Raw genomic sequence first — 14,284 nt, forward strand, 5'->3', positions numbered from 1 at the left:
TATTTAATATTTGTAGGAGAAAAGTTATGTTTTATTTATTAGAAAGAATTGAAAAGACTTGTAATGAAATTGCTAAAAATGTATATAGAAGTGAAATAAGCCTTGAAAATTATATGTATATTGATGGAAACTATCATAACATAGATTTAATAAAGGATGCTCCAAAGGATGGATGGAGAGAGTTTAAAAGTGGAGATTTATGGGGAGGCAAAGATTGTCATGGATGGTTTAAGTGCTCTGTAGAAGTTCCAAAGAACCTTGAAGGAAAAGTAATAGCACTTAACTTTCATACTTTTGATGAAGGGTGGGATGCTACAAATCCTCAATTTATCTTATATGTTAATGGAGAGGAAATTCAAGGGTTAGATATAAATCATAGAGAAGTAATTTTAACCCATAATGCAGTTTCGGGGAAAAGGTATGATATAGATTTACATGCATATGCAGGAATGCTTGCTGATAAAAAAGCTACATTGCATGGAAAATTAGTAGAAATAGATATGGATTCTAGAGAGTTGTACTGGAATCTAAAGGTACCTATGGATGTATGCAAAGAGTTAGATAAAGAAGATAAAAATAGAATAGATATGATAACTGTTTTAAATGAAGCTATCAATTTAATTGATTTAAGAAGACCTAAATCAAAAGAGTATGATGAAAGTGTTAAGGAAGCAAATAACTTCCTAAATGAAAAATTTTATGGAGAATTATGTGGACATGAAGATGTAATTGCAACTTGTGTAGGGCATACTCATATAGATGTAGCTTGGCTTTGGACTGTTGCACAAACAAGAGAAAAAGTTGCTAGAAGCTTTTCAACAGTATTAAAACTAATGGAAGAGTATCCAGAGTATATATTTATGTCATCTCAACCACAGCTTTATAAGATGTTAAAAGAAGATCATCCTAAAATATATGAAAAAGTAAAGGAAAAAATTAAAGAAGGAGTTTGGGAGCCAGAAGGATCTATGTGGCTTGAAGCAGATTGTAATGTTACATCAGGAGAATCACTAGTAAGACAAATACTTCATGGTAAAAGGTTCTTTAAAGAAGAATTCAACGTAGATAATAAAATATTATGGTTACCAGATGTTTTTGGTTATTCAGCAGCATTACCTCAAATACTTAAGAAATCAAATATAGATTATTTCATGACAACTAAAATAGCATGGAATCAATTTAATAAAATTCCAAATGACACATTTATGTGGAGAGGTATAGATGGAAGTGAAGTACTAACGCATTTTATAACAACTACAGGTCCTGGACAAGATAGAGAATCTCACTTCACAACATATAATGGACATATTCAGCCAGATGCAATAATGGGATCATGGAGAAGATATCAAAATAAGAATATAAATAACGATGTACTAGTTTCCTTTGGATGGGGAGATGGTGGTGGTGGTGCTACTATCGAAATGCTCGAAAATGGTAGAAGATTAGCAAAGGGGATACCAGGTGCACCAAGAGTTAAGATGGGAACATCTCTAGATTATTTTAAAAGATTAGAAGAAAAAGTATCAGGAAATAAAGAGTTAAAAAAATGGGTTGGAGAATTATATCTTGAATACCATAGAGGTACTTATACTTCAATGGCAAGAAATAAAAGAGATAATAGAAAATGTGAAAATTTATATACAGCAGCAGAAAAGCTGAGTTCCATATCAATGCTATTAGGTAATGAATACCCTCAAGAGAATATTAATAATTCATGGGAAAAAGTTCTACTAAATCAATTCCATGATATTATTCCAGGATCATCTATTAAAGAAGTTTATGATGTTACAGAAGTTGAGTATAAGGAGTTATTAGAAAATGTAGATAATTTAATAGAAAATAGCATGGATAATATACTTTCAGAAATAAATCTTAAAGAGAGAAGTGTAATAGTTTCTAATACTTTAGGTTTTGAGAGAAATGATATTGCAACATTTGAAATTCCAAAAGATATAAAAAATCCAGCAGTAGTTGATGAAGATGATTTAGAGATTGTGTGCCAAAAAATAGATGGAAATAAAGCAATATTTTTTGCAAAGGCTATTCCTGCAAATGGATATAAATCATTTAGGATAATAGAAGCAACTAAAGAAACAAATGAATTAGTTAAGCTTTCAAAAGAAGAAGCGGAAAATAAATTTTTCAAGATTATATTTGATAATCAAGGACAAATTACATCATTTATAAATAAAGAAGTAAATAGAGAAATATTAAAAGATGGAGCAATAGGTAATGAACTTCAAGCTTTTGAAGATAAGCCAATGTGCTTTGATAACTGGGATATAGATATATATTATAAAGAAAAAATGTGGAAAATAAATGATGTTCAAAATATTGAAGTTATAGAACAAGGACCAGTAAGAAGTACATTAAAGGTAGAAAGAAAATTCTTAGAATCAAAGATAATTCAAAAGATTCATATTTATAATGATATCGAAAGAATAGATTTTGAAACCTTTGCAGATTGGAAAGAAAAAGATGTATTAGTTAAGGCAGCTTTCCCAGTAGAAATTAATACTAAGGAAGCTACTTATGAAATTCAATATGGAAATGTCACTAGACCAACACATAACAATACATCTTGGGATGTTGCAGCATTTGAAGTTTGTGGTCATAAATGGGCTGATTTATCAGAAGGTGATTTTGGAGTTTCATTATTAAATGATTCTAAATATGGTCATGACATAAAGGACGGAAACATGAGATTAACATTATTAAAATCAACATGTGATCCAAACCCAGATGCAGATAAGGAAGAGCATTTCTTCACATATTCAATATATCCTCATATTGGAACATGGAAAGAAGCAAAAACGGTTAATCAAGCTTATCAATTAAATACACCTTTATTTACAAAAGTTTGTGAAGAAAATAAAGGAATTTTAGATAATAAATTAAGCTTAGTTAGCATAAATAAAGATAATGTTATGATTGAAGTTATAAAGAAGGCTGAAGATAGTGGTGATTTAATAATTAGATTATATGAATTCCATAACAAGAGAACAAATGTAGATTTGACTTTCTTTAAGGATATAGAAAGTGCAATTGAGTGTAACTTGTTAGAAAATGATTTATTAAGTGTAAATATAAATGGAAGCAGTATTAACTTTATAATAAAGCCTTTTGAAATAAAGACATTTAAAGTTAGATTGAGATAATTTAAATAAATTCAAAATAATTAAGGTAATATTAATATCGTGATTTTGTAAAATTAAGATATTTTATTACCTTTAATATTTAATATTACTTATTAAAATAAGGAGAAAGTAATTAGTATAGAGTTTAATATATTCTATCTAGTGAAAGATTATTAGTATGAGTCTAACAAGTAAAAATTTAAATATGCCAACAATAGTAAATATATATAACTTCATAAGAAAGACGGTATATCCTAGTGGTGAGTTTGTTGAGGATGATTTTAAAACAATAATATATCAATTAGAAATTTTAAAACAGTATGGATTACCAGCAACATATGCACTAAAATATGATGCTTTAATAGATAAAAGATTTAGTAATTTAATAAAAGAAAGTATTGATGAATACGATGAAGTTGGTGTTTGGTGGGAAATTGATAAGCAACTAGCAGAAAAAGCAGGAGTTAAATGGAAGGGAAAAACTCCAGTAGACGATCATGTAAATATAGGATATTCATTAGGATATTCAAAAGAAGATAGATTAAAAATGGTAGATGTATATATGGAAGATTTTAAATCAATTTTCGGGTATTATCCTAAATCAGTAGGGTCTTGGGTAATGGATATTATAACTTTAACATATTTTAAAGAAAAATATAATGTTGAAGCTGCCGCTTTATGTAGAGATCAAATTGGAACAGATGGATTTACACTTTGGGGAGGATATTATAATCAAGGATATTATCCAAGTAAATTAAATGAATATATACCATCTCAAAGTAAGAAGATGCAATTGGATTTACCTATATTTAGAATGCTCGGACCTGATCCAATTTATGCTTTTGAAGATGGAGTAAGGAAATCTGTAAATGGTGTTTATACTATGGAGCCAGCTTGCGTAATAGGACAAACTAAAGAGTGGGTTGAATGGTTATTTGATATGTATATAAATGAAGCAGTTTTAGGATTTTCATATATACAAACAGGACAGGAAAATACTTTTCTATGGAACACAATGAGAAAGGGATACGAACTTCAAATTCCATATATAGCAAAGCTTGCAAAAGAGGGTAAAGTAAGGGTTGAAACTTTAAAAGAATCAGGAGAATGGTTTAAGAAAAAATACTTAGTTACACCACCTACTACAATAACAGTATCTAAAGACTGGAATAAGGATAATTTGAGAACAGCATGGTATAATAGTAGATTTTATAGAACGAGTTTTCTTTGGGAGAAGAATAGTCTATCTATAAGAGACTTACATTTATTTAATGAAAATTATAAGTCAAGGTATTATGAGAGTACTTTGGAAAGTAATGAAAGCATTTTTGATTCACTTCCAATATTAAATACTCATTACTGGAGTGATAAAAATTTAAGAGCATCAATAGACTTAGTAAATGTAGATAGCAATAATGATATAAATAAAATAATTGGAGAAGAACCAAGGTTTTCAAAAATAGATGAATTTTCATATGAAGTAATTTGGAAAACAAATGAAGGTTCAACAATAAATATAATATGCAAAGATTCAGAAATTGTATTTAAGGAAAGTATATTTGAAGAAAATAGATACAAAGAAAATGTATTTAAGGAAAATAGATATAAAGATAATATATTGAAAGAAAATTGCTACAAAGATAATCAGAAAAAATTTGCATTGTACTTTAATAGAATTCCTGTAGTTAAGGATGTATATAAAAAAGAATTAGTGTGTATGCACAATGGTTTTGAGTACGCTTTACATTTATCTAAGGGAGAATTTGTATTAAATAAGAACTCTGAATCTGAAGTCTCTGAATTTGAGAACTCTGAATTATTTATTGTTTCAGAAGAAAATGAAATATCTTTATTAATTTCTAATGATGAAAAAATGATAAATAAAGAAATCTTCACTAAAGAGTATTTGCTAAATACAAGTGAAATTGATAACTATATTCCAAAATATCAAAGAGCAAAAAGTAAGTCTAAAATAATGCCAAGAGCATTAAAGCCAGAAATTTCACCTAAAAATATAGTGTTGAAAGAATCAATTAATGAAAAATTTACTATATATAATCCAAATGAGAATGGAGAAATCAGATATACATTAGATGGAAGTGAACCCAATAGAAAATCATTATTATATACAAAGCCAATAATAATAAAAGAGAGTACAACAATTAAAGCAAAGGTTTATAAAGATGGATTTAAAGAAAGTGAAATAGAAGAAGGTAGTCTATATAAGTCATTAGGGATTAAGGATATAAAGACATTTACAAATCCAGTAGAAATAGAAAAATATAATAAAAATGGTGTTTATGATTTAATAGATGGGAAAAAGGGTAGTAATGATTATACAGATGGACGTTGGCTTGGATACCATGATGATTTGGATGTAATTATAGATTTAGGAGAAGAAAGAAACATAAGCAAAGTAACTGTAGGTTTTTTACAAGATACTAGAGCATGGATTTATTATCCTAGATTTGTAGATTTTAAGTATTCAGTTGATGGAAAAGAATTTAATGATATTGAAAGAATTTATTATAAAAATTCAATACCAAGAAAAGAAGTTGCTGTAGATAATATAAGTTCAATTTTTAATAGCGATATAAAGATTAGGTATATAAGAATCTTTGCTAAGAATGAAGAAGTATGTCCTAGTTGGAGCATTATGGCAGGTGAAGGGCCAGCCTTTATGTTTGTTGACGAAATTACTGTGGAGTAGTCGGTTTAAAATATATTAATGGTTTCAGAATAGAGTTATGAAATTACTAAGTAATAAATATAAATTTTATTGATTAAAAAGATGTTTGTTGACTAAAAAGGGAGATGGTGAAAATGAACTTAATACCAATGCCTAGAAAGATACAATATATTAAAGAAGAATTTAAATTAAAAAAAGAAGTTAATATAATTTTAGACTATAGGTGTTCTTTTGATGATTTAAACTCGGCAATATTGTTACAGGAAGAGATAAATAAGAATCTTGGATTTAAGGCAAATATAACAAAGGCTTTAAACTATGATATTTATAATAGTTTTATAGGATTAAAAAAAGATTCTTCAATGGAAAATGAGGAGTATAAGCTATCAATAAAAAAAGATAATATTGAAATAAATGCATCTACTTCTAAAGGATTATTTTATGGAGTTCAAACATTAACACAAATAATAATGGAATATGAACATAAATTGCCTGGAATGATAATTGAAGATAAACCGTATTTTAAACATAGAGGATTTTATCATGATGTTACTAGGGGGAAGGTTCCTAAGTTAGAAACTTTAATGAAACTAGTAGATAAAGCAGCATTTTATAAGATAAATGAACTTCAGTTATATATTGAACATACCTTTGCTTTTAAAGGAATGAGCGAAGTTTGGATGGATAAAGATCCATTAACTTCAGAAGAAATAATTTTATTAGATAAATATTGTAAAAATAAGCATGTAGAACTTATACCATCTATATCTACCTTTGGTCATTTATACGAAGTTTTAAGAACTAAATCCTTTAAGTATTTATGTGAATTAACAGAAATAGCAACATCTGAATACTCTTTTGTAGATAGGATGGCTCATCATACATTGAATGTAACTGATGAAGATAGTATAAAATTAGTTAAAAATATGTTGGATCAGTTTATACCTTTATTTTCATCTAACAAGTTTAATATATGCTGTGATGAAACTTTTGATTTAGGGAAAGGAAAAAGCAGTGAAGCTGCTGAAAAATTAGGAGTTGGCAAACTTTATGTTGATTTTCTAAATAAAGTTATTTCTATAGTGAAGAAATATGATAAAGAAATAATGTTTTGGGGAGATGTCATATTAAATCATCCAGATTTAATAAATACTATAGATAAAGATGCAATTTGCCTAAATTGGAATTACTGGTGCGGTGTTGAAGAAAAGGATACAAGAATAATTGCAGAAAGTGGTAGAGAACAATACGTATGTCCAGGGGTAGGGGGATGGAGTCATTTAATGAACCTAATGGACAATGCATTTGAAAATATATATAGAATGATTTCATATGGGGTGAAGTATGATGCGATAGGAGTACTTAACACAAACTGGGGAGATTATGGACATATAAATTTATTATCTAGTTCTATTCCAGGAATGATATATGGAGCTGCTTTATCATGGAATCCTAACATAGAAAAAGATTTTAATAAAATGTATAAAGATATCTCTGTTTTAGAGTTTGGAGATAGTAGTGGGACAGTAGTTTCATTTTTAGCAGAGCTAAGTAAATATCAAGAGTTTGGATGGTCAGAGTTAGTAATATGGAAGGAAAAGTTTAATACAAATAGACCTATCAAGAATGAACTTATAAGGAAAATGAAAACAGCAAAAATTCATAAACTAAAGGAACAGCAAGAAAAAATATTAAAAATAGAAGAAAAGTTAGAAAATTTATCACATAATATAAAAGATACAAAATCAAAGGAAATGATACAAGAGTTTATAGTTGCAGCTAAGGGAATTTTATTAATAAATAAAATAATGATAGTAATAATAAACAAAGAAATACATGAAGGTAAGTTTGAGGATAATCTGAATGATATAAATAGTAATATAAATAATAAGATAATAAAAAAGGATAGTAGCATAAAGAATTATGCAATCAAAGAAGATATTGAAGAATGCATTAAAGGATGTATTAGTATGAATAACTTAAAACAATTAGCAGAAGAATTTGAAGAATGGTTTTATGAATATTCAACTATATGGAGAAAAACAAATAAAGAAAGTGAATTATATAGAATAAGAGATGTAATAAAATACACTTGTAGTTATTTACGGGATATATAAATTTCCATTTATTTGAGCCACAGGGGTATTGCCCCTGGGGCCCAGAAAAATAGGGCTTTATACTCTTACAGAAAAAGATGTAAATTGGAATTTATCATATCTATGTCTAGCAATGGAATATTCAAAAGCTTTTCCATTATTTATATAAGCAATTTGTTCAACTTCTAAAACAGGATCATGTTCATTTAAGTTTAAGTGCTCAATATCTTCTTTATTGCTTTTATCCGAACGAATAATTTTATTAGCACTACTTATTTTTAATTTTAAGGTATTTTCTATATAATCATATATTGAACGTTCTAAAATACTATGGTTAATTCCAGTGATTAGTGTAGCATCCATAAAGGTTTTTTCAAGGACTACAGGCTCATTATTAATATACCTTACTCTTAATATTTCATATACAGGAGAATTTTCATCTATATTTAATTTGTTAGATAAATTAGTATCAGCAAATATTAATTTAAAATCTAAAACTTTTGTTTTTACATTACCATGAGATAGCCTTGTTAATCCATTTAAATCTCTATCAAATATATTTATCTTTGAATTATCAGGCAGTTTATCCATTATAAAAGTTCCATGTCCACGTTTTCTATATATGATGCCATCTAAAACCAATAAATCTAATGCTTTTTTCATAGTCATTCTACTACAATTAAATTCATTGCAAAGGCTAATTTCATCAGGTATTTGATTATTTTGATCACTGTAAACTCCGTTTTCAATTCGAAGTTTAATTTCATCACTTATTTCTTTATATTTAGGCATAGTAGATATCCTTTCATTCTTTAATTATTATATAAATATATTACTATAAATTATAATTTTATCAAGATAAAACTATAGTCAATAATATCAATTGTCTAGACAAATTATAAAATTGGCTATATAATTATTATAAGATGAAGATATAAAATTTCAGTACTTATACTGATATTAAATGAAATATTAGTTATATAAAATAAATCTAATCTAATGAATTTAAGCTTTTAATGTAAACGATAATAAAGAGTTTACTAATAAATAATAAAGAGTATTTACAGATTTAAGGGAGGCATTGTAATGAAAAACAAATTTACATTTCCAGAAGGATTTTGGTGGGGATCAGCTACATCAGGACCACAAAGCGAAGGAAGCTTTAATAAAAAACATAAAAGTGTATTTGATTATTGGTATGAAGTAGAACCCGAAGTATTTTTTAATAAAGTAGGACCAGAAGTTACATCTAATTTTTATAATAGCTATAAATCAGATTTACAAATGCTTAAGGAAATAGGATTAAATAGTTTCAGAACATCAATTCAATGGACAAGACTTATAAAGGATTTTGAAACTGGAGAACCAGATGAGGATGGAGTTAGATTTTATAATGATGTAATAGATGAAACTATAAAAAATGGAATTATACCTGTAATGAATTTACATCATTTTGATTTACCAGTAGAACTTTATGATAGATATGGTGGATGGGAATCAAAGCATGTTGTAGATTTATTTGTAAAGTTTGCAGAAACAGCATTTAAGCTTTTTGCTGATAGAGTAAAGTTTTGGACAACTTTCAATGAACCAATAGTAGTTGTAGAAGGACAATATTTATATAAGTTCCATTATCCTAAAGTTGTTGATGGAAGAAAAGCAATGCAAGTTTTATATAATATAAATTTAGCATCAGCAAAGGCTATAAAATTATTTAAAGATAATAAATATGATAAAAATGGATCTCAAATAGGAGTTATATTAAATTTAACACCATCATATCCAAGAGATATAAATAATCCTGAAGATGTTAAGGCAGCAAATATAGCAGATGCATTCTTCAATAGATCATTCCTTGATCCAGCAATAAAAGGAGAGTTTCCAAGTGATCTAGTAGAACTTTTAGAAAGTGATAATGTATTATGGGAATCTACTGAAGAGGAGCTTAAGATAATAAAGGAAAATACTATAGATTTCCTTGGAGTGAACTATTACTTCCCACGTAGAATAAAATCAAAGGAAAATGTGGAAATTTCTAGTGAATATGTGGATAAATCATCTGCATGGATGCCAGATAAATACTTTGATAATTATGAAATGCCAGGAAGAAGAATGAATCCTTATAGAGGATGGGAAATATACCCTAAGGCTATGTATGATATAGCAATTAATATAAGGGACAACTACAATAATATTCCATGGTTTATTTCTGAAAATGGAATGGGAGTAGAAGGCGAAGAAAAATATATTAATGAAGATGGAGTTATAGAAGATGATTATAGAATAGAATTCTTAAAAGAGCATTTAGAAAATCTTCATAAAGGAATAGAAGAAGGAGCAAATTGCTTTGGATATCACACTTGGACTCCTATTGATTGTTGGTCTTGGTGCAATGCATATAAAAATAGATATGGATTTATTGCTTTAGATTTAAAGACACAAGAAAAAACAATAAAAAAATCAGGAAGATGGATAAAAGAAATTTCTGATAATAATGGATTTTAAATAGCCCCAGGGGAAATGCCTCAGGGGCATTTCCCCTAGGAGTAAGAAAATTTAAATATATGAAGAGGGTATGAAAGAAATGGAGAATAATTTAATAAGTAATGATAAATACATAATAGGAATAGACATAGGTGGAACAAATATTAGAGCAGCTTTATTAGATGAAGAGAGAAATATTATAGAAAAGATAAAAATAGAAAATCAAGTAAAAGAAGGTCCAGAATATAATTTAAATAAGATATGCAATCACATCAATAATAACTGGAAAAATAAAAATATAAAAGGCATAGGTGTTGGGTGTCCAGGACCTTTAGATATTAGAAATGGGATTATATTAAAAGCACCTAATTTACAAGGATGGGATAACTTTAATGTAAAGAAATATTTTGAAGAAAAAACATCATTAAAAACAGAAGTTAATAATGATGCTAATGTTGCAGGACTTGCTGAAGCTATGATTGGATCTGCAAAAGGAGCTGAAAGTGTTTTTTATATTACAGTTTCAACAGGTGTTGGTGGGGCTTTAATAATTGATAATAAAATTATAAATGGTGCAAATAGCTTTGCAGGAGAAATATGTAACTTAATAATAAATGAAGATAAATACAGCCATTCAGGACTAGTTCAAGGTGGACTTGAAGGACAATGTAGTGGGCCTAATATATCTAGACAAGCAACTGATTTATTAGGAAAACACATAGATACACCAGAAGTTTTTGAGTTATATAAAAATAATGATGATTCAATAAAAAGCTTAATTAATAGAATATGCGAAAATTTATCTATAGGAATTTCAAATATAATATCAGTTGTTGATCCAGAGGTAATAGTTCTTGGAGGTTCTGTAATCTTATATAATAAGGAATTGTTAGAAGTAATAACTAAAAAAGTTAAAGAAAAAGTTATTAATAAAGATGCGGTGGACATACGAGTAGCAGAAATTGGAGATGATGCTGGACTTAGAGGAGCAGGTTTCTTGATTAGTTAATTATTGATTAAAAATTAAGAAAGAATTAGCCTTAATAGTAAGGGCAAAAGAAGAAAGTAAGGGCAAAAGAAGAAAGAATTAGCATTAATAAAAAGAGCAAAACTTGAAAAGAAAAGTATATCTAAATAATATGTGATATGTGAAAGTTTAATATATAAAAATAAAGGTTGTCCATATGGGCAACCTTTTAAATTAATAATTGGTTCTATTTTAAACTAATATTGATATTGGACAATAAACAATAAACAATTGATTGTCCATTTTTAATTCGCAGTAATTTAAGATTGTGCATCAGAATCTAATTGTCAGATTGGAATTGTGCGCTAAGCTAAGGGTAATTAACCTAACAGGTGGAAATCCTGGCTTAATAATGTCTAGCCAACCACAAGTAGCGAGTCTTGAGTTGTCATCAGTAATGATGGAAGTAAGCGTAGACAGCGAGTAAGTAGGATTTAAATGCTATTGAGATCCAAAATTTTAACGACCAGATGACTGACGTATTAATTCCAGCGGAAAGTAAAATCACATAGGTCGCAAAATGGCAAGAACTATTGGTACTGTTGGGAAAAGGACGAATCATGCTTTACATTTTGGTTAATTATCAACTGGAGAGAGCCTATCGTTTCTTAGAAATAAGTATGGAAAACAACTCTTATTAAGAATAAAATTTTATAAAATTTTCAGTAGAGAAATAAAAATCTTTATATTATAATCAAATTAAAATGTTTTAATCTTAGGAGGATAGCATATGTCGAAATTATTAGTTATTGATGATGATATTGATATGCTAGATTTAGTGCGTGTTGCATTGGAAAAAGATAGTCATCAAGTAGATACTGAAGTAGATGCTACTACAATACAGTCTAGTAGATGTCAACAATATGATCTTCTGTTACTTGATGTAATGATGCCTGGTGAAGACGGCTTTTCGCTTTGTAGTCGTATACGCTCTGAAGTAGATTGCCCAATTCTTTTCTTAACTGCAAAAGCTGAAGAGGCAGCTCTTTTACAAGGATTTGGATTAGGAGCTGATGACTATATTAAGAAGCCTTTCAGCATTGCAGAGTTACGAGCACGAGTAAATGCCCACCTACGTCGAGAAGTTCGTCAGCCTACACACACACTTAGTAGAGGTGGTGTGCGTTTTAACATGCAAGAAAAAATGGCTATTGTGGGGGAAGATACCATTCTCTTTACTAAAGGTGAATATGCTATAAGTGAACACTTAGCTTTACATACAGGACAAGTATTTACTAAAGAACAATTATATGAAGCTGTTTTTGGTTTTGATGCCGATGGTGATTCATCAGCTATTGTAGAGCATATAAAAAATATTCGTGCTAAACTAAAAGTTTATAATCTTAATCCTATTGAAACTGTTTGGGGGGTAGGTTATAAATGGCGAAAAGACAACATTCTATAAGTCTTTCTTTTGTACTTTTACGTTTTGCTATTGTCATGCTGGGAAGTATGTTGCTTTGTTGCTTAATATGGTTAGCAACATTACAGCTACTAGAAAAAAATGAGATTATTTATCATGGATCAGTATCTAACCAACAAGTGGAGAAAATGCTAGCTGGAAAACCATTAAATTTCATTTCACCTGATAATAATTTTCTAGCAAAGTATGCTTTATTTGGCAAAAGTGGTGAGATATTAGAAAGTAATGTAGAAGGAAAAGAACTAGAAATATTAACTGTGTATTTAAAAGAAAATATAGATGATATACATAGTTTACAATATACCTACCCAGATGGAAATACTATAGTAATCCGTTGGAATTACAGGAGAGAGTTTGTAAATCATAGTGTACGAAGTATATTACCTCCTTTTGAATATCTATGGTGGGGAATACTAGGTATTGCATGCATTCTTTGTTTAATATTTAATACTTTATGGCTTCGATATAGTCTTGCTAAAAAATTAAAACTATTTAGTGAAGTAAGTGAAAAAGTAGCTGCACAAGAGTTGGAATTTGAAATTCCTCATGCAGGCATACGGGAGTATGATCAGGCACTTGACGCTATGGAAAATATGAGAAAAGCATTGTATAACTCTTTATCTTTACAATGGGCAGCGAAGCAAGAACGTGAGTCAGAAATACAAGCTCTTGCACATGACTTAAAAACACCACTTACCTTAATAGGTGGGAATGCTGAACTTCTGTTAGATGAAGACTTACCTGATAATACTCTAAAAATGGTGAAAACAATCATATCAAGCAATGATAGATCAAAAAACTATGTAGCAAGTTTACTAGAAACTTCAATAGGTATAGATGAAGAATTTGAAAAAATAAGCTTATACGATTTACTTGATAAGTTATATCAAAATACTAGGCTTATTGCAGAAAATAAGAAAGTGTATTTGCAAAAACAAAATAAATTAGATGGTATTGCAAATATACAGGAAGAACGCTTGCTTCGAGCTTTGGGAAACATAGTACAAAATGCTATTGAACATACAAAGGCAGGCAGAAATGTCTACTTAGAAGGGAAAATGATAAATGGGGGATGGCAAATTATTGTGCGTGATGAAGGTACTGGTTTCAGTAAGGCAGCACTACAACACGCAACTGAACGCCTTTGGCGTGATGATACAGCTCGAGCTAAGAGTAATCATAATGGCATTGGGCTATGGTTTGCTTTGCAAGTAGTAAAAATGCATGCAGGTCAGATTAAATTACAAAATTATGATTGTGGTGGATTGGTAACAATTGAATTTCAATACACATTAGATTCCAAAAAAAAACTAAGTAAGTACCAATTCACTATTTAGTCATGCATCAATTGAAAGATTTAAGTCACTGGAAGGTATTCTAGTGACTTACTTTTTTATTCAAATAGAATATTTTTCTTTCCTTATAAAA

General features: G+C 28.8%; 9 protein-coding genes. 8 read left to right on the forward strand and 1 reads right to left on the reverse strand.

The genetic code is table 11. The features are described from left to right. Window positions 1-26: 26 nt before the first annotated feature. The 3 genes from J7M87_RS10555 (at window position 27) to J7M87_RS10565 (ending at window position 7,943) form a co-directional block, all read left to right on the forward strand. Entirely contained in the window at window positions 27-3,158 is a 3,132-nt protein-coding gene (locus tag J7M87_RS10555; RefSeq protein ID WP_291651021.1) for an alpha-mannosidase, read from the forward strand. A 157-nt stretch (window positions 3,159-3,315) separates the two neighbouring features. After that, the gene (locus J7M87_RS10560; RefSeq protein WP_291651022.1) at window positions 3,316-5,847 is read left to right on the forward strand and encodes a chitobiase/beta-hexosaminidase C-terminal domain-containing protein; all 2,532 of its coding nucleotides are present in this window, start codon (window positions 3,316-3,318) and stop codon (window positions 5,845-5,847) included. Between the two features lie 113 nt (window positions 5,848-5,960). Next, window positions 5,961-7,943, forward strand: coding sequence for a glycoside hydrolase family 20 zincin-like fold domain-containing protein (locus tag J7M87_RS10565; protein ID WP_291651023.1), 1,983 nt, complete (start codon window positions 5,961-5,963; stop codon window positions 7,941-7,943). 57 nt (window positions 7,944-8,000) lie between these two features. Here J7M87_RS10565 and J7M87_RS10570 read toward each other — a convergent pair whose 3' ends face one another. Next, window positions 8,001-8,714, reverse strand: a complete 714-nt coding sequence (locus tag J7M87_RS10570; RefSeq protein WP_291651024.1) for a GntR family transcriptional regulator — start codon at window positions 8,712-8,714, stop codon at window positions 8,001-8,003. Between the two features lie 294 nt (window positions 8,715-9,008). Here J7M87_RS10570 and J7M87_RS10575 point away from each other — a divergent pair, with 294 nt between their 5' ends. The 5 genes from J7M87_RS10575 to J7M87_RS10595 all read left to right on the forward strand — a co-directional run bounded on the left by J7M87_RS10575 (window position 9,009) and on the right by J7M87_RS10595 (window position 14,193). Then, window positions 9,009-10,427: a glycoside hydrolase family 1 protein gene (locus J7M87_RS10575; RefSeq protein WP_291651025.1), complete on the forward strand. Its 1,419-nt coding sequence runs from the start codon at window positions 9,009-9,011 to the stop codon at window positions 10,425-10,427. Window positions 10,428-10,506: 79 nt separating this feature from the next. Next, the gene (locus tag J7M87_RS10580; RefSeq protein WP_291651026.1) at window positions 10,507-11,415 is read left to right on the forward strand and encodes an ROK family protein; all 909 of its coding nucleotides are present in this window, start codon (window positions 10,507-10,509) and stop codon (window positions 11,413-11,415) included. A gap of 316 nt (window positions 11,416-11,731) precedes the next feature. Then, on the forward strand, window positions 11,732-11,860 hold the full coding sequence (locus J7M87_RS10585) for a hypothetical protein (protein ID WP_291651027.1): 129 nt from the start codon (window positions 11,732-11,734) through the stop codon (window positions 11,858-11,860). Between the two features lie 303 nt (window positions 11,861-12,163). Next, entirely contained in the window at window positions 12,164-12,838 is a 675-nt protein-coding gene (locus tag J7M87_RS10590; RefSeq protein ID WP_291651028.1) for a response regulator transcription factor, read from the forward strand. Beyond that, on the forward strand, window positions 12,814-14,193 hold the full coding sequence (locus J7M87_RS10595; protein ID WP_291651029.1) for an ATP-binding protein: 1,380 nt from the start codon (window positions 12,814-12,816) through the stop codon (window positions 14,191-14,193). Before J7M87_RS10590 ends, J7M87_RS10595 begins: the two co-directional genes overlap by 25 nt. Window positions 14,194-14,284: the final 91 nt, after the last annotated feature.

Origin of the sequence: Clostridium sp. (assembly GCF_017888565.1) — a bacterium.
Classification (GTDB): domain Bacteria; phylum Bacillota; class Clostridia; order Clostridiales; family Clostridiaceae; genus Clostridium.